Origin of the sequence: Pseudomonas sp. MIACH (assembly GCF_001269925.1) — a bacterium.
GTDB lineage: Bacteria > Pseudomonadota > Gammaproteobacteria > Pseudomonadales > Pseudomonadaceae > Aquipseudomonas.
Map to the genome: position 1 here is coordinate 565,865 of NZ_LHVO01000002.1, position 16,328 is coordinate 582,192.

Annotated in this window: 15 protein-coding genes; 11 read left to right on the plus strand and 4 right to left on the minus strand. The window is 59.7% G+C overall.

Features of this window, described 5'->3' with window-relative positions; genetic code table 11:
• Positions 1 to 256 precede the first annotated feature (256 nt).
• The 6 genes from tkt to fba all read left to right on the plus strand — a co-directional run bounded on the left by tkt (position 257) and on the right by fba (position 6,618).
• Entirely contained in the window at positions 257 to 2,254 is a 1,998-nt protein-coding gene (gene tkt / locus AD670_RS02660; protein WP_053128079.1) for a transketolase, read from the plus strand.
• A 138-nt stretch (positions 2,255 to 2,392) separates the two neighbouring features.
• Positions 2,393 to 3,448 (plus strand): erythrose-4-phosphate dehydrogenase, encoded by a 1,056-nt coding sequence (gene epd / locus AD670_RS02665; protein WP_053128081.1) that lies wholly within the window; start codon positions 2,393 to 2,395, stop codon positions 3,446 to 3,448.
• Positions 3,449 to 3,465: 17 nt separating this feature from the next.
• Entirely contained in the window at positions 3,466 to 4,629 is a 1,164-nt protein-coding gene (locus AD670_RS02670) for a phosphoglycerate kinase (protein WP_053128082.1), read from the plus strand.
• A 29-nt stretch (positions 4,630 to 4,658) separates the two neighbouring features.
• A complete protein-coding gene (locus AD670_RS02675) occupies positions 4,659 to 4,886 on the plus strand; it encodes a hypothetical protein (RefSeq protein ID WP_053128084.1) in 228 nt (75 codons plus the stop codon).
• 60 nt (positions 4,887 to 4,946) lie between these two features.
• Entirely contained in the window at positions 4,947 to 5,279 is a 333-nt protein-coding gene (locus tag AD670_RS02680) for an MliC family protein (RefSeq protein WP_027606036.1), read from the plus strand.
• A gap of 274 nt (positions 5,280 to 5,553) precedes the next feature.
• On the plus strand, positions 5,554 to 6,618 hold the full coding sequence (gene fba / locus AD670_RS02685; RefSeq protein WP_053128086.1) for a class II fructose-bisphosphate aldolase: 1,065 nt from the start codon (positions 5,554 to 5,556) through the stop codon (positions 6,616 to 6,618).
• Between the two features lie 60 nt (positions 6,619 to 6,678).
• Here fba and AD670_RS02690 read toward each other — a convergent pair whose 3' ends face one another.
• A complete protein-coding gene (locus AD670_RS02690) occupies positions 6,679 to 6,972 on the minus strand; it encodes a hypothetical protein (protein WP_053128088.1) in 294 nt (97 codons plus the stop codon).
• A gap of 766 nt (positions 6,973 to 7,738) precedes the next feature.
• Between AD670_RS02690 and AD670_RS02695 the strand changes: the two genes are divergently transcribed.
• Positions 7,739 to 8,302, plus strand: a complete 564-nt coding sequence (locus tag AD670_RS02695; protein WP_053128090.1) for a hypothetical protein — start codon at positions 7,739 to 7,741, stop codon at positions 8,300 to 8,302.
• Between the two features lie 330 nt (positions 8,303 to 8,632).
• Here AD670_RS02695 and AD670_RS02700 read toward each other — a convergent pair whose 3' ends face one another.
• The gene (locus tag AD670_RS02700) at positions 8,633 to 9,298 is read right to left on the minus strand and encodes a polysaccharide lyase family 7 protein (RefSeq protein ID WP_053128091.1); all 666 of its coding nucleotides are present in this window, start codon (positions 9,296 to 9,298) and stop codon (positions 8,633 to 8,635) included.
• A gap of 309 nt (positions 9,299 to 9,607) precedes the next feature.
• On the opposite strand from AD670_RS02700, the gene AD670_RS02705 reads away from it, so the two are divergent.
• Genes AD670_RS02705 through AD670_RS02715 form a run of 3 tightly spaced genes read left to right on the plus strand, consistent with a single transcriptional unit; the run spans position 9,608 to position 12,573 of the window.
• Positions 9,608 to 11,713: a bifunctional diguanylate cyclase/phosphodiesterase gene (locus AD670_RS02705; RefSeq protein WP_053128092.1), complete on the plus strand. Its 2,106-nt coding sequence runs from the start codon at positions 9,608 to 9,610 to the stop codon at positions 11,711 to 11,713.
• Between the two features lie 43 nt (positions 11,714 to 11,756).
• Positions 11,757 to 12,257, plus strand: coding sequence for a M48 family metallopeptidase (locus tag AD670_RS02710; RefSeq protein ID WP_027606033.1), 501 nt, complete (start codon positions 11,757 to 11,759; stop codon positions 12,255 to 12,257).
• A gap of 19 nt (positions 12,258 to 12,276) precedes the next feature.
• Positions 12,277 to 12,573: a helix-turn-helix domain-containing protein gene (locus tag AD670_RS02715; protein WP_053128093.1), complete on the plus strand. Its 297-nt coding sequence runs from the start codon at positions 12,277 to 12,279 to the stop codon at positions 12,571 to 12,573.
• Positions 12,574 to 12,679: 106 nt separating this feature from the next.
• Here AD670_RS02715 and AD670_RS02720 read toward each other — a convergent pair whose 3' ends face one another.
• A complete protein-coding gene (locus AD670_RS02720) occupies positions 12,680 to 13,132 on the minus strand; it encodes a GNAT family N-acetyltransferase (RefSeq protein ID WP_053128094.1) in 453 nt (150 codons plus the stop codon).
• 201 nt (positions 13,133 to 13,333) lie between these two features.
• Between AD670_RS02720 and AD670_RS02725 the strand changes: the two genes are divergently transcribed.
• Positions 13,334 to 14,071: an ABC transporter substrate-binding protein gene (locus tag AD670_RS02725; RefSeq protein WP_053128095.1), complete on the plus strand. Its 738-nt coding sequence runs from the start codon at positions 13,334 to 13,336 to the stop codon at positions 14,069 to 14,071.
• Between the two features lie 29 nt (positions 14,072 to 14,100).
• Here the strand turns inward: AD670_RS02725 and yccS are convergent, their stop codons facing one another.
• On the minus strand, positions 14,101 to 16,284 hold the full coding sequence (gene yccS / locus AD670_RS02730) for a YccS family putative transporter (protein ID WP_053128096.1): 2,184 nt from the start codon (positions 16,282 to 16,284) through the stop codon (positions 14,101 to 14,103).
• Between the last annotated feature and the right edge of the window lie 44 nt (positions 16,285 to 16,328).

Below are 16,328 nucleotides of genomic sequence, written 5' to 3' on the forward strand. Positions count from 1 at the left end.
GCCAGCAGTCTAGTGACGGGTTAGTATCCTCGCAAGGCCAATATCAAAAAGTTTTGATATTGGTCGATAAGTGGCAGTTATAAGCAACTGCTGTCTCCCTTAGACGAGCACGTAGCCGAGTTCTGCAAGCGATTGCCGCGTAAACCGCAGGAAAAACGCCTTCAAGTGACTATCTGTCATTGCCCGCAGCCGGTGGCTGAGGGAAAATGCCGGTCCTTTTTTCCGTTTCTTTTAAGCAAACCCCAGGAGATCAGCGATGCCCAGCCGTCGTGAGCGTGCCAACGCCATTCGTGCCCTCAGCATGGATGCCGTGCAAAAAGCCAACAGCGGCCATCCCGGTGCCCCGATGGGCATGGCGGATATCGCCGAGGTACTTTGGCGTGACTACCTGAAACACAACCCGAGCAACCCGTCGTTCGCCGACCGTGACCGCTTCGTGCTGTCCAACGGCCACGGCTCGATGCTGATCTACTCGCTGCTGCACCTGACCGGCTACGACGTCACCATTGATGACCTCAAGAGCTTCCGCCAGCTGCACAGCCGCACCCCGGGCCACCCGGAATTCGGCTACACCCCAGGCGTCGAGACCACCACCGGTCCCCTGGGCCAAGGCCTGGCCAACGCCGTTGGTTTTGCGCTGGCTGAAAAAGTCCTGGGCGCGCAATTCAACCGCCCCGGCCACGACATCGTCGACCACCACACCTACGTGTTCCTGGGTGATGGCTGCATGATGGAAGGCATTTCCCACGAAGTCGCTTCCCTGGCCGGCACCCTGGGCCTGGGCAAGCTGATCGCCTTCTACGATGACAACGGTATCTCCATCGACGGCGAAGTCGAAGGCTGGTTCACCGACGACACCCCTAAGCGTTTCGAAGCCTACAACTGGCAGGTAATCCGCAATGTCGACGGCCACGATCCGGAAGAGATCAAGACCGCCATCGACACCGCTCGCAAGAGCGCGCAGCCGACCCTGATCTGCTGCAAGACCACCATTGGTTTCGGCTCGCCGAACAAGCAAGGTAAAGAAGACTGCCACGGCGCCCCATTGGGTGACGCGGAAATCGCCCTGACCCGCGAAGCGCTGAAGTGGAACCACGGCCCGTTCGAAATCCCGGCCGACATCTACGCCGAATGGGATGCCAAGGAAAAAGGCCTGGCCACCGAAGCCGAGTGGGACCAGCGTTTCGCTGCCTACTCCGCCGAATTCCCGGCGTTGGCCAACGAGCTGGTGCGTCGCCTGGCCGGTGACCTGCCTGCCGACTTCTCGGAAAAAGCCTCGGCCTACATCGCCGAAGTCGCGGCCAAGGGCGAGACCATCGCCAGCCGTAAAGCCAGCCAGAACACCCTGAACGCCTTTGGCCCGCTGCTGCCTGAGTTCCTCGGCGGTTCGGCTGACCTGGCCGGTTCCAACCTGACCCTGTGGAAGGGCTGCAAAGGTGTTTCGGCCGACGACGCCAGCGGCAACTACATGTACTACGGCGTGCGCGAGTTCGGCATGAGCGCCATCATGAATGGCGTGTCCCTGCACGGCGGCCTGGTGCCTTACGGCGCGACCTTCCTGATGTTCATGGAATACGCGCGCAACGCCGTGCGTATGGCTGCGCTGATGAAGAAGCGGGTGATCCATGTCTACACCCACGACTCCATCGGCCTCGGCGAAGACGGCCCGACGCACCAGCCGGTCGAGCAACTGACCAGCCTGCGCACCACGCCGAACCTGGATTGCTGGCGCCCAGCCGACGCGGTGGAATCCGCCGTGGCCTGGAAGCACGCGATCGAGCGCAAGGACGGCCCTTCGGCGCTGATCTTCTCGCGTCAGAACCTGCAACACCAGGTGCGTACCGACGCGCAGATCGCCGACATCAGCCGTGGCGGCTACGTGCTCAAAGACTGCATCGGCGAGCCGGAGCTGATCCTGATCTCCACCGGTTCCGAAGTGGGCCTGACGGTTCAGGCGTACGACAAGCTGACTGCCCAAGGCCGCAACGTGCGCGTTGTGTCCATGCCGTGCACCAGTGTGTTCGAAGCCCAGGACGCCGGCTACAAGCAATCGGTCCTGCCGTTGCAGGTCAGCGCGCGTATCGCCATCGAAGCGGCTCACGCCGACTACTGGTACAAGTACGTGGGCCTGGAAGGCCGCGTGATCGGCATGACCACCTACGGTGAGTCGGCGCCGGCGCCAGCGTTGTTCGAAGAGTTCGGTTTCACCCTGGAAAACATCCTGGGTCAGGCTGAAGAGCTGCTGGAAGACTAAGTCAGTCTGCGTTGTCTGTACTGGCGCTATCGCGGGCAAGCCCGCTCCCACATTTGGATCTCGGTCTACTGTGGGAGCGGGCTTGCCCGCGATGGCGATACTGCATTCAACACCGAACTAACCTTGATCGAGAACCCCATGCCCCAACCGCGTCCCTACAAAGTTGCACTCAACGGCTACGGCCGCATTGGTCGTTGCGTCTTGCGTGCACTGTTTGAGCGAGGATCGGCGGCCGGGTTTGAAATTGTCGCGATCAACGATCTGGCCGACATGGCCAGCATCGAATACCTGACACGCTTTGACTCCACCCACGGCCGCTTCCCCGGCGAAGTGCGGGTCGAAGGCGATTGTCTGCATATCAAGGGCGACTGCGTGAAAGTATTGCGCAGTGCCACCCCCGAGGGCATCGACTGGGCGGCGCTGGGCGTCGACCTGGTGTTGGAATGCTCCGGTGCCTACAACACCCGCGCCGATGGCCAGCGTTTTCTCGACGCCGGCGCACCGCGTGTGCTGTTTTCCCAGCCGATGGCCAGCGAGGCGGATGTCGACGCCACCATCGTATATGGCATCAACCAGGATTGCCTGACCGGCAATGAGCTGCTGGTGTCCAACGCCTCCTGCACCACCAACTGCAGCGTGCCGCTGTTGCGCCTGCTGGATCAGGCGATCGGCCTGGACTACGTGTCGATCACCACCATCCACTCGGCAATGAACGACCAGCCTGTGATCGATGCCTACCACCATGAAGACCTGCGCCGTACGCGCTCGGCGTTTCAGTCGGTGATTCCGGTGTCCACAGGCCTTGCTCGCGGTATCGAGCGCCTGCTGCCGGAACTTGCCGGGCGAATCCAGGCCAAAGCCGTACGGGTGCCGACGGTGAACGTGTCCTGCCTGGACATCACCATGCAAACCGTCAGCGACACTGACGCGACGGAGGTCAACCGGATCCTGCGCGACGCCGCCACCAGCGGCCCGCTCAAAGGCTTGCTGGCCTACACCGAGTTGCCCCACGCCAGTTGTGATTTCAACCATGACCCGCATTCGGCGATTGTCGATGCCAGCCAGACCCGCGTTTCCGGCCCGAGGCTGGTGAACATCCTGGCCTGGTTCGACAACGAGTGGGGGTTTGCCAACCGAATGCTCGACGTTGCGGAACATTATCTGCATATCGCCTCTAAACAACCTCAACAGTAACTCAGGAACTGCGACCCATGACCGTGTTGAAGATGACCGACCTCGATCTGCAAGGTAAGCGCGTACTGATCCGCGAAGACCTCAACGTCCCAGTCAAGGACGGTGTTGTCACCAGCGATGCGCGAATCCTGGCTTCGCTGCCGACCATCAAGCTGGCCCTGGAAAAAGGCGCGGCCGTGATGGTCTGCTCCCACCTGGGTCGCCCGACCGAAGGTGAGTTCTCCGCCGAAAACAGCCTAAAGCCGGTAGCTGACTACCTGAGCAAGGCCTTGGGCCGTGACGTGCCGTTGGTAGCTGACTACCTGGACGGCGTTGACGTTAAGCCTGGCGACATCGTGCTGTTCGAAAACGTGCGCTTCAACAAAGGCGAGAAAAAGAACAGCGACGAACTGGCCCAGCAATACGCCGCCCTGTGCGACGTGTTCGTGATGGATGCCTTCGGCACCGCCCACCGCGCCGAGGGCTCGACCCACGGCGTGGCCAAGTTCGCCAAGGTGGCGGCTGCCGGCCCATTGCTGGCGGCTGAACTGGATGCACTGGGCAAAGCCCTGGGCGCTCCGGCCCAACCGATGGCTGCCATCGTTGCCGGCTCCAAGGTGTCCACCAAGCTGGACGTGCTTAACAGCCTGAGCCAGATCTGCAACCAGTTGATCGTCGGCGGCGGCATTGCCAACACCTTCCTGGCTGCTGCCGGCCACCCGGTGGGCAAGTCCCTGTACGAGCCGGACCTGCTCGACACCGCCCGCGCCATTGCCGCCAAGGTCAGCGTGCCGCTGCCGGTGGACGTGGTGGTTGCCAAGGAATTCGCTGAAACCGCCGAGGCCACCGTCAAGCTCATCGCCGACGTGGCCGCTGACGACATGATCCTGGACATCGGCCCGCAAACTGCGGCCAACTTCGCAGAGCTGCTGAAAGCCTCCCAGACCATCCTGTGGAATGGCCCGGTCGGCGTGTTCGAGTTCGATCAGTTCGGCAACGGCACCAAAGTGTTGGCCAAGGCGATTGCCGAGAGCTCGGCATTCTCCATCGCTGGCGGCGGCGACACCTTGGCGGCTATCGATAAATATGGCGTCGCTGACCAGATCTCCTACATTTCCACCGGTGGCGGCGCATTCCTCGAATTCGTCGAAGGCAAAGTCCTGCCGGCCGTCGAAGTGTTGGAAACCCGAGCCAAAGGCTAAGGCTCGTGATCCGGAAAAGGAGCATTCCCATGATCAAGTCATTGGCACTGGTAATCGCAGCGGGCCTGTTGGTCGGCTGCGGCAGCACGCCAAGCGCAGCGCCGCAGGCAGGGAAACCTGCCCCGGAGCAGAAAAAAAGTTGCTACCAGGCTGACTGGCAAGCCGAAACCATGCCGGTGATCAATAAGCGCATCGGCAACGAACGGCTGGAGAAATACGACTCTGCGCCCAACGGTCAGGAACAGGGTTGTCCTTGACGGGTCTGATCAACTAACCGACGGCATCGGCGGCCTTTGGCCCCGCTGCGAGGATTGGCAATGAAAGGCGTTTTCGCCCTGGCAGCCCTGGCCCTACTGGCCGGTTGCAGCAGCATGAACATGTTCAACAAGGCAGAGCCGGAAGGTAAGTGGACCACCTGGACCTGCGACAGCAAGGCCGAGGTCAACTGGCGCTTCGCCAACCAGGCCCGCAGTGAGGTGGATGTACGCCTCGGCGGTTCCGACCAGGTTTATCGCCTCAAACAGGATGTGGCGGCTTCGGGCGTGCTGTACAGCAACGACCAGTTGGCGTTTCACACAAAAGGTGAGGAAGGCCTGGTTTACTGGGTTGCCACCGACGATTTGATCGGGCGCGGCTGCAAGGCTCAATAAGATTTCAAATTTGATGCGATCCAAATGTGGGAGGGGGCTTGCCCCCGATAGCGGTTTGTCGGCACACCCATGTGCTGGCTGATCCACTGTCATCGGGGGCAAGCCCCCTCCCACATTAAATCCGGTTCCAAAGTGGCATAGGTGGTGAACCGGACGATGCAATAACGATTCAGCACGCCAGGCATGCAAAGCCTGACCTGCAATAACTTGAATAGCAGCCGCCGCTACGGCAGGCTTGCACGATTAACGACCCTCGACCGGGAGAGACAACACAATGGCACTTATCAGCATGCGTCAAATGCTGGACCACGCAGCCGAGTTCGGCTACGGCGTCCCAGCCTTTAACGTCAACAACCTTGAGCAGATGCGCGCCATCATGGAAGCCGCTGACAAGACCGACTCCCCAGTGATCGTCCAGGCTTCGGCCGGTGCCCGCAAATACGCCGGTGCTCCTTTCCTGCGTCACCTGATCCTCGCAGCGATCGAAGAATTCCCACACATCCCGGTGTGCATGCACCAGGACCACGGCACCAGCCCTGACGTGTGCCAGCGCTCCATCCAACTGGGTTTCAGCTCGGTGATGATGGACGGCTCCCTCGGCGAAGACGGCAAGACCCCGACCGACTACGAGTACAACGTACGCGTAACCCAACAAACCGTGGCCATGGCCCACGCCTGCGGCGTCTCGGTTGAAGGCGAACTGGGTTGCCTGGGTTCCCTGGAAACCGGCATGGCCGGTGAAGAAGACGGCATCGGCGCCGAAGGCGTGCTGGATCACAGCCAGATGCTGACCGACCCGGAAGAAGCTGCCGACTTCGTCAAGAAGACCCAAGTGGACGCCCTGGCGATCGCCATCGGCACCAGCCACGGCGCCTACAAGTTCACCAAGCCACCGACCGGCGACGTACTGGCCATCGACCGCATCAAGGAAATCCACAAGCGCATCCCTAACACCCACCTGGTGATGCACGGTTCTTCCTCGGTACCGCAAGAGTGGCTGGCGATCATCAACCAGTACGGCGGCGACATCAAAGAAACCTACGGCGTACCGGTTGAAGAAATCGTCGAAGGCATCAAGTACGGCGTGCGTAAGGTCAACATCGACACCGACCTGCGCCTGGCGTCCACCGGCGCGATGCGTCGCCTGATGGCCACCAACCCGAGCGAATTCGACCCACGTAAATTCTTCGGCGCCACCGTGACCGCGATGCGTGATGTGTGTATCGCTCGCTACGAAGCCTTCGGCACCGCCGGTAATGCGTCGAAGATCAAGCCGGTTTCGTTGGAAGCGATGTACCAGCGATATTTGAAAGGTGAGTTGAACGCTAAGGTGAACTGAGCCTCAGGCGTTTAAAAAGAAGCCCGCAGCGATGCGGGCTTTTTTGTTTATGGAATTTGATCAGGCGACGGTGGAGCTGTCGAAACCCCGGTGTTCAATCACCCGGAATACATCGCTCACGTCCTGGACGAGAATACGTGCGGTATTGGCCACGTTATTCAGATCACGCTCGGCGAAGTCCGGCAGGCTGGAGCAGGCGATCAGGTTGAGGTGTTCAAGGGCGGTGTTGAGGCGTTCACGCAGGCAGGCGTGAAGGTCGAGCAGTGGGGCGTTGCTGTCGATCAGGAGCACGGGGTAATCGGTGGCGGTTTCCGTGCAAGGGGTGAAGCGGCGGGGTGGTAGTTGATCGTTCATGGCAAATATTCCTCGTATCTAAAAAGGACTACCGCTGTTCGCTGCGAAACGAAAGGGTGGTAGCTGTGTGCGGGTTCGCAGACCGAGGATACGAGGAACCCGGCAGACCCGAAGGTCTCCCACACACAGCCACCATAAAGTGAACGCCGGACGCAGAAGCGCTCGTCGTTGCATTCATGATGCTTGGTTGCACACGTATCGTTAGGGCTGCGAAACCCCATCGCCGATCAATACCAGCGACGGGGCGAACTATAAGCGGCGAGTAGGCTTGCTGCAACGGCCGCGTAGGACGAGCACCGAATCCTCAGCCTGCACAGAACAAGGGAGAGGGCAGCCCTAATACCGATCAGTTAAGCGTACTTGCCTTCTGTAGGAGCGAGCTTGCTCGCGAAAAACGTCAACGGTAACGCGTGCATCCTGGATAAATGCGGTGCCTGTGAGTTCTTCGCGAGCAAGCTCGCTCCTACAGAGGGCGGTGGTGGGTTTAAGTGCTTGGATTTAGCAGGGAATCAGCCTTGCACTCATCAGACAATGCCTACTCGAAATGAGGCCAATCCATTCACTCGTGACCATAAGCGCTATCGAACTTTTGTTATCAAGTGCTTTATTGGGTATAAATTTAATTTCGAAACCCTCTAAAAAACTGTCAGTTATAACAGGTGTTTTTGGGGAGGGTGTTTTCTATTATAGGTGCGGCAATTGATTTGCGGTTTTTGAAGTGTCCCATGTTTTCAAATTATAATTTTTATTTTCATGGAGGTATTTTATGAGCTCTTCTGATGTCGAACAATCATTTACCGGCCGATTGAAGTATATGTATGCCAGTGACTCAAAGAGGGCGGCGGTTACTTTCAAAACGTTGGTGGCGACCAGTAATCCCGATGGTTCGAATTCACTTGCTCAACCGAAGATTAGTGAGTATTTGTGTGCTAATACGTTTGAGAGTGAAGGTGCGCTTCTCTATTTTCGCTGTGTTGAAGGGGCCTATGTCATTTATAGTCGCGATCAAAATCAGCAGTATGGAAAATGCATAGGTTTATATAAAAAATACCTTTGTGTCGGGGACACTACAAGTAATTTTGATATTGCGACTTATGATGAATCCTATAAAAATCAAGTTAAATTTGATTTGACGAAGGTTGATGCTGGTGTGAGCACTGTAAAAATCAGCTTGAACTCTTTAAGTGAAGGAATAGTGGGGGTGTATGAGCAGGTTGATGTTGCAGGCTGTTGGTGGGGGTATTTATATGCCCAAGGTCGCAGAGGGGGCGTGGGGTTTGAATTGACCATCGTTGAGCGGAATGTCGACTGGGTATCGAAATCGCAGTGATCGATTGTCTGTTGAGTGAGTAGGGCGTTCGTTCTGGCAGCAAACCCTTTCGCCAGTCAATACCAGCGACGGGGCGAACTATAAGAAGCGGCGAGTAGGCTTGCCCTATTGCCGATCAGTTAAGCGTACTTGCCTTCTTCTGTAGGAGCGAGCTTGCTCGCGAAAAACGTCAACGGTAACGCGTGCATCCTGGATAAATGCGGTGCCTGTGAGTTCTTCGCGAGCAAGCTCGCTCCTACAGAGGGCGGTGGTGGTTTAAGTGCTTGGATTTACCAGGGAATCAGCCTTGCACTCATCCGACAATGCCTACTCGAAATGAGGCTAATCCATTCACTCGTGATCAATATCCAACTTCGCAAACGTCACCTTTGCGCCTTCCTTGCTATTCCCGCTGTTGTCCTGCACATAAGCGCCCGCCTTGAAGTACAGCGGCTTGGCCGCCCACGCCGCACCGATGCGCTCGTTCCACTCACTGTCGGCGGCGTACACGCTGAGCAGGCCGGCCTTGTTGAGGTTGATCACGTAGGTGAAGCTCTTCTCCAGCGGCACATTGGACGCGACGATGATCACGCGGCTTTCATCTTCATCCGGGCGCATGCGCACTTTGGCGACGATGTTGCCGGTCTGGGTCTTTTCCTTGAACTGGTATTCGAGCTTGATCAGCGGTTTCTGGCTGTCATAGGCGTGGATCTGGCCGATGACGATTTTGCCGCTGGAGGGCACCTGGTTGACGGCCAGGGTGGCGCGCAGGAAGTTGTCGGCTTCAGGGTAGGTCCAGTTGCGCAGGCGGCCGTCGGCGTAGGTTTCGCGCAGTTCGCTGCGCGGGTACACGGCGTTTTCGGTACGGGTGCCGGTGACGGGTGTCCAGAATTGCACGTTGCTGCCTTCGGCCTGGAAGTATTGGTCATTGAAGCCGCTGAGCAGCTTTGGCGTGTCGATGGTCGCGGGGGGCGAGCCGACCGGAATGCTCAGGTTCCAAGTAGAGAGGTCGATCATGGCATTGGCCTTTTACAGGGGGGTGAAGGCTTTGGCCCGGGGGCCTGACAGGTTCTTTATAGGCGGTGGTCGGCCAGTTGTTAAACGTTTGCTGGCAATTTATTGGCGCCAAGGGAATGCCAAAAAGCCATGTTTCCCATGAACCGTGGGCTGTAGAGGTTGACCGTTAGTCGGCTGACTGAACTTTGGCGCAATGATGGCATCCACGTCACTTCTGATTTTCAGGATCCAGGGCTAGAGTGAGGCCTCAATGTTTGTCCGGGTTTTCTCTCAGAAGTGACCGGAGTAGACCCAAGGAAGAGACCCAGCATGGAATGCGCTCCACCTCATGGCGATGGCAGTTCGGTTCTTCTGGTGGTCGATGACTACCCAGAAAATCTGATCAGCATGCGTGCGCTTCTGCAACGTGATGATTGGCAGGTGGTGACCGCCGCGTCCGGGGTGGAAGCCCTGGAGTTGCTGCTGCAGCATGACGTCGACCTGGTGCTGCTGGATGTGATGATGCCCGGCATGGACGGCTTCGAAGTCGCCCGCTTGATGCGCGGCAGCCACCGAACGCGCATGACCCCGATCATCTTTCTGAGTGCCAACGCCCAGTCGCCCGCCGCGGTGCTGGAAGGCTACGCCAGCGGCGCCATCGACTACCTGTTCAAACCCTTCGACCCGCACATTCTCAAGCCCAAGGTCCAGGCGTTGCTGGAGCACCAGCGCAACCGCCGGGCCTTGCAGCGCCTGAGCCATGATCTGGAATCCGCCCGGGCGTTCAACGCGTCGGTGTTGGATAACGCCGCCGAGGGCATCCTGGTGGTGAGTGAGGAGGGGGTGATCGAATACGCCAATCCGGCGATTTCACGTCTGCTCAATGCCACGATCCAGGAACTGCAAGGCCAGGAGTTCCTGAATTTCCTGCAAAAGCCCCATGTACCCACCTGGCTGGAATCGCAGATGTACGCCGGCTACTGCCGCGGTGAAACCTGGCGTTTGCACGACGCGCTCCTGCGCACCGGCCGTGGTCAGCAAGTGCCGGTGGCATTGTCCTGCGCGCCGCTGCCTGCTGAGCAGAAGGCCATGGTGGTGACGGTGCTGGATATGTCCGAAGTGCGCCACCTGCATCAACAATTGGAGTTCCAGGCCGTGACCGATCCGCTGACCGGGCTGCTGAACCGGCGCGGTTTTTACCAGGCGGTGGAGAACACCTTATTGCGCGGCGAGCGGACAGAGCTGTCCCTGGTGTTGCTGTACCTGGACCTGGACGGCTTCAAGCGGGTCAACGATTCCCTCGGCCATGATGCCGGCGACCGTGTACTGCGCTGGGTCTCTGAGCAATTGCAGGGCTGTCTGCGCTCCTACGACATTATCGGCCGCATGGGCGGCGATGAATTCACGGCGTTGCTGGAACTTGAGTTCCCGGAGCAGGCGGCAAAAGTTTCGGAAAAACTGATCGAACGGGTCTCGGCGTGCCAGCAGGTCGACGGTTTGGACGTGATGCTCGGCGTCAGTATCGGCATTGCTACCTTTCCCGACTGTGGCTCGGATTTGAACGGTTTGTTGCGTGCGGCCGACATCGCCATGTACGAAGCCAAGCGCGCGGGCCGTCAGCAGTATCGCTATTACGACCAGGAAATGAACGGGCGCGCCCGCTCGCGGCTGATGCTCGAAGACAGCGTGCGCACGGCGATTCAAAACAAGGATTTCACCCTGGTCTATCAGCCTCAGGTCTCGCTGGTGGATGGGCGTTTGCGCGGCGTTGAGGTGTTGTTGCGCTGGCAACACCCCAGTGTCGGCGATGTGCCGCCGGGGCTGTTTTTGCCGTTGCTGGAAGAGGCGCGGCTGATCAGCCAACTGAGCGCGTGGATTTACCAGCAGGTCGCCGCCCAGCGCCAGGCATGGCAAGCCACGTTCGACGATGAATTGGTGCTGAGCGTGAGCCTCAGCAGCAGCCAGTTCAATATGCCTAACCTGGCCAATCAGTTGCAGCAGATGCTGGAGCGACATGGGCTGCAGGGGCGCCAGTTGGAGGTGGAAATCGGCGAGGACTGCCTGATGAGTAACCTGGAAGAGGCTGCCAAGCAGCTCAAGTTGCTGCGCCGCATCGGGGTGCGTATCGCCCTGGATGACTTTGGTTCGGGGCAGTGTTCCCTGGCGCATCTGCGCGACCTGGCGTTCGATACGCTCAAGCTTGACCCGCAATTGGTCGCGCGACTGCCGGGCTCGGCAAGGGATGCGGCGTTGGCGCGCAGCATTATCGAGCTGTGCGGGCATTTTGAGGTGGTCGTGGTGGCCGAAGGTGTAGAGACCCAGGAACAGGCCCAGTGGCTCAAGGCTCAGGGTTGTGCGTTTATCCAGGGACCATGGGCGGCGCAGCCGTTGATGGCTGAAGAAGTGGTCGACTGGTCACGCGCCCGCGTGCGCTGAATTCGCTACACTGGCGCCCATCCGAATCCTGTTGCAGACCCCAATGACCGCGCTGAAATACCTCCAGGCCTACCCCGCAGCCCTCCAGGAGCAAGTCCGCCAACTGATCGCCAAGGACCAGTTGGGCGCCTACTTGGAGCAGCGTTACCCCGATCGCCACGGGGTGCAGAGCGACAAAGCCCTGTACGCCTATGCCCAGGCCTTGAAGCAGGAACACCTGCGCAACGCGCCGGCCATCGACAAAGTGCTGTTCGATAACCGCCTGGACCTGACCCACCGCGCCCTTGGCCTGCACACCACGATCTCGCGGGTGCAGGGCGGCAACCTCAAATCCAAGAAAGAGATCCGCATTGCCTCGCTGTTCAAAGAGGCCGCGCCGCAATTCCTGCGCATGATCGTGGTTCACGAGCTGGCGCATTTCAAGGAATCGGACCACAACAAGGCGTTCTACAAACTCTGCGACTACATGATGCCCGGCTACCACCAGGTGGAATTCGACCTGCGGGTGTACCTCACGTATCGCGACCTGCAGGGCAAACCCTGACCGCACAAGGCGACTGACCATGGATGTGAGCAAGACCAAAAGCAGCTTCTACCGCCGCCTGTACGTGGCGTACCTGATCGACAGTGGGCTGGCCAGCAGCGTCCCGGCGCTGACCGACGTCACCGGCATGCCCCGGCGCACCGCGCAGGACACGATTGCGGCGCTGGCCGACCTGGATATCGTGTGTGAGTTCGAGCAGGAAGATGGGGCCCGCAACCATGCCGGGCACTATCGGATTCGCGATTGGGGCGCGATTGATCGGGGGTGGATCGAGGTGAATCTCAGCCAGATCAAGCGGGTTCTGGATTACCCCTGAGTTCAGCGGTGGCTGGGCCGACGCTATCGGGAGCAAGCCCCCTCCCACATGTTGACTGTGTTCACAAATCAAAACTGTGGGAGGGGGCTTGCTCCCGATAGCGTCCTCAAGCGCGCCGCATCCCTATATGTGGAATGTCATCCTCCAGGTATTCCTCACCCGCCACCACAAACCCATACCGCCCGTAATACCCCTGCAAATGTGCCTGGGCTGACAGGAAGATCGGCGTCTCAGGCCAGATCTCGTCAATCTGCCTGAGGGTTTCTTCCATCATCTGGTGACCAAGCCCGGTACCCCGTGCAACCGGCGCTACGATCACGCGGCCGATCACCACATCGCCGCCCTGGGACTCCGGGTCCAGCAGGCGCAGGTAGGCCACCAGCTCATCGTCTTTCCAGGCCATCAGGTGGTGGGTATCGCCCTCCAGGTCCTGCCCGTCGATGTCCTGGTAGATGCACTTCTGTTCGACAACGAAGACCTCGCCGCGCAAGCGCAAAATGGCGTACAGCTGCTCCTTGCCCAGGTCAGTGTGATGCTTGCAGACCCAATCGACTGTCATGGTGTGATCTCACGTAAATGTCTGTTCTGGATAGTAAGCGCGGCGAGCAGCGGTGTCTAAATCAACTATTTTTGTGAGTGAAATCAATTTGCCATCATTGAGTGCGTTCGCCGCCCGTTACTTTGTGTAATCTGAGCTAATGTTAGAACCTCAGGCGCTGCCTGAGCTAAGGCCACCGCCTGCCCGCCAAGGACTTTGAGCATGCCGCGATTGTCTCGTGCCGTTGCTTTGATTGGAGTGTTGTTGCTGGCAACGCCTGTGTTTGCACAGCGTCTGCGCCTGGTCGCGGATGCCTGGCCGCCCTTTACCGATGCCACCTTGATCAATGGTGGCTTGGCCACCGACATCGTCAGTACCGCCCTGGCCCGTGCGGGCTATGCCAGTGACTTCGAGCAAGTGCCCTGGGCTCGCGCGTTGATGGGCGTGGGCGACGGGCGCTATGACGTATTGATCAACGCCTGGTACGACGATGCCCGTACGCAATTGGGTCAGTTCTCGGGCGAGTACCTGCTCAACCGCGTGCGTTTCATCAAGCGCCGTGACGACCCCATCGAGTTTCAGAACCTGGAGCAGTTGCACGCCTATCCCATTGCGGTGGTGCGCGGTTATGCCTATTCGGCGCCGTTCGATGGGGATGCGCAGTTGCAGAAAATCCCGGTGCATAACTTCGCCATGGCCGTGCGCATGCTGGCGGCGCAGCGGGTGCGGTTGACGGTGGAGGATGAGTATGTGGCGCGCTATTACCTGTCGCGCGAGTCGGCGCGGGTGCGCAATGCGGTGGAATTCTTACCCACGCCGCTGAGCGAAAACAGCCTGCATATTCTGGTCAGCCTGAAGAACCCTGAGCATGCGCAGATAGTGGCGAGCTTTGACCGTGAGATTGCCAGGATGAAGGCGGATGGCAGTTATGCGCGGTTGATGAAGGCCCATGGCATGTAGTGCCTGTGCGGGCCTCATCGGGAGCAAGTCTAAGCCGCGCTGGTATCTTTGATCAAATGCGCCGCCAAGGTGCGCAACGGCCCCAACTGCCGACAGATCAACGCCAACTGTGTCTGCACCAATCGCTGCCCTTCATCAATCTCATCCGGCATCTGCTCCAGATCAGCCGCCAAGGCCTCCTCGGCATCGCTCTGAATCGCAATCGGCTGCTTGTTCGCCAGCCCCGTGGCGATTTCATCAATGCTCGCCGCCAGGCTGTTACCGGCACCATCGATCAAATGCTCGCGCACCTCGGCCGGCAGCTGGGTTTCGCGGTGTGCACCGAGCCCCGAGAGGTAGCTGAGCAAGGTGTGCGACAGCACCAGGAAGCGGAAGCCCACATCCGCTTCCTTACGGAAATGCCCAGGTTCCATCAGCATATTCGCCAAGGTGGTGGACAGCGCCGCATCGGCGTTGTGCGCATTGCGTCGGGCCAGACGGTAGGCCAGGTCGTCGCTCTTGCCGGCGGCGTATTGCTGCATGATCTGGCGCAGGTAGATGCTGTTGCAGGTCAGGGTGTTGGCCAGCACTTTGTTCAGGCGCCGACCTTGCCAGTCCGGCAGGAACAGGAAGACCGCCAGGCCTGCAATCAAACTGCCGAGCAGGGTATCGAACAGGCGTGGCAGGAAGAGCCCGTAGCCATCGCCCACCTGGTTGAAGCAGAACAGCACCATCAAGGTGATCGCCGCCGTGGCCAGGGTGTAGCGGGTGGTGCGGTTGATAAAGAACACCAGCCCGGCGGCGATGGCGAACATCGATTGCACCAGGGGGCTGGGGAACAGGTCGAACAGCGCCCACGCCACGGTGAGGCCGATGGCGGTGCCGATGATCCGCTGGCCGAGCTTGCGCCGGGTAGCGCCGTAGTTCGGTTGGCAAACAAATAATGTGGTGAGGATGATCCAGTAACCCTGGGAGGCGTGGATCGCATGCAGCATGCCGTAGCCGACGGTCAGCGCCAGGGACAGGCGCAGCGCATGGCGAAACAGCAGCGACGTCGGCGTCAGTTGCGTGCGCAGGCGCGTCCACATTTCCTTCAGGTTGCGCGGGGCGCGGTCCAGCAGGTTGCTGTCGGTCGCGTCGGCCAGGGCATCGGGGTTGCTGGCGTCGCCGAGCAGGCGGTCGAGGGTGGACAGGTTGGCTGCCAGCGCCCGCAACGAACGCAGCAGGCCGCGCCAGGCCGGGTTGCTTTGGACGCGTAGGTGTTCCAGGGAGGCATTCAAGTCGCTGAGGGCTTCGGCGAAGCTGTCGTCATAGATGAATGGCTGGCGCAGCTGGATCGACTCGGCCAGGGCCTGGCAGGCCTTGCCTTGCTGGCGTAGCAGGCGTTGGCAGCGGAACAGCACATCGCTGTGGAAGAACGCATCGGCCAGGGCGTTGTAAGGGTAGTGGGACGAGCTGGCGCGTTCGTGGATGTCCTGGGCCAGGAAGTACAGCTTGAGGTAGCGACTGACCTTCGACCCCGGCCGGCCATTGCCGACGCGGTGCAGGATGATTTCCTTCGCCGCATTCAGCGCCGCCACCACCCGGCCATTTTGCTGGGCCAGTTCCAGGCGACGAGCTTCCACGTCCAGTTGGCGAATCGGTTCGAATAACGATGATTTGAGCTTGAGGTAACGCCCTAGTTCGCGGAACAACCGCGCCAGGCTCTGCTGCACCGGCTGATTGGAGAACAGCGCCTGCCACAGCACCGACAACGCGCCATACCAGGCGGCACCGGCCACCAGCAGCAACGGCTCATGCCAGAAGTCGCTGACGGCGCCCCCGCGCTGGTCTACGCCGATCATGGTGTAGACCGACAGGATCAAGGTGGCCGAGGCAATCGCGCCATAACGTTCGCCCAAGGCGCCGAGCATGGTCAGGCAGAACGTTGCCAGGGCCAGGGAGATGGCGAAAATCCAGGGGTAGGGGAACAGCAGCTCCACCGACAGCGCGGCGATGCTGAAACACACCAGCGTCACCGCCAGGGCGTTGAGGCGGCCTTGCCAGCTGTCGTCGGTCTCGGCCAGGGCGCTGGCGATAATCCCCAGGAACAGCGGGATCAGCAGCGTCATTTCATCCTGATACCAGCACAGCGCCATGCTGCCGGTGAGGGCGATGAACACCCGAATGCTGTAGCTGAATTTATCCAGCGCCCACAGGCGCCGCATGGACTGCTTGAACGAGGTCGATGACATGAAGTCTGGAGTCTTCCGGGACGATGCCGCTAAATTGAGCCATC

Excerpts from the sequence above, each read along its gene's own strand:
- tkt (WP_053128079.1), top strand. The coding sequence starts at position 257 with ATGCCCAGCCGTCGTGAGCGTGCCAACGCCATTCGTGCCCTCAGCATG.
- epd (WP_053128081.1), top strand. The coding sequence starts at position 2,393 with ATGCCCCAACCGCGTCCCTACAAAGTTGCACTCAACGGCTACGGCCGC.
- AD670_RS02670 (WP_053128082.1), top strand. The coding sequence starts at position 3,466 with ATGACCGTGTTGAAGATGACCGACCTCGATCTGCAAGGTAAGCGCGTA.
- AD670_RS02675 (WP_053128084.1), top strand. The coding sequence starts at position 4,659 with ATGATCAAGTCATTGGCACTGGTAATCGCAGCGGGCCTGTTGGTCGGC.
- AD670_RS02680 (WP_027606036.1), top strand. The coding sequence starts at position 4,947 with ATGAAAGGCGTTTTCGCCCTGGCAGCCCTGGCCCTACTGGCCGGTTGC.
- fba (WP_053128086.1), top strand. The coding sequence starts at position 5,554 with ATGGCACTTATCAGCATGCGTCAAATGCTGGACCACGCAGCCGAGTTC.
- AD670_RS02690 (WP_053128088.1), bottom strand. The coding sequence starts at position 6,972 with ATGAACGATCAACTACCACCCCGCCGCTTCACCCCTTGCACGGAAACC.
- AD670_RS02695 (WP_053128090.1), top strand. The coding sequence starts at position 7,739 with ATGAGCTCTTCTGATGTCGAACAATCATTTACCGGCCGATTGAAGTAT.
- AD670_RS02700 (WP_053128091.1), bottom strand. The coding sequence starts at position 9,298 with ATGATCGACCTCTCTACTTGGAACCTGAGCATTCCGGTCGGCTCGCCC.
- AD670_RS02705 (WP_053128092.1), top strand. The coding sequence starts at position 9,608 with ATGGAATGCGCTCCACCTCATGGCGATGGCAGTTCGGTTCTTCTGGTG.
- AD670_RS02710 (WP_027606033.1), top strand. The coding sequence starts at position 11,757 with ATGACCGCGCTGAAATACCTCCAGGCCTACCCCGCAGCCCTCCAGGAG.
- AD670_RS02715 (WP_053128093.1), top strand. The coding sequence starts at position 12,277 with ATGGATGTGAGCAAGACCAAAAGCAGCTTCTACCGCCGCCTGTACGTG.
- AD670_RS02720 (WP_053128094.1), bottom strand. The coding sequence starts at position 13,132 with ATGACAGTCGATTGGGTCTGCAAGCATCACACTGACCTGGGCAAGGAG.
- AD670_RS02725 (WP_053128095.1), top strand. The coding sequence starts at position 13,334 with ATGCCGCGATTGTCTCGTGCCGTTGCTTTGATTGGAGTGTTGTTGCTG.
- yccS (WP_053128096.1), bottom strand. The coding sequence starts at position 16,284 with ATGTCATCGACCTCGTTCAAGCAGTCCATGCGGCGCCTGTGGGCGCTG.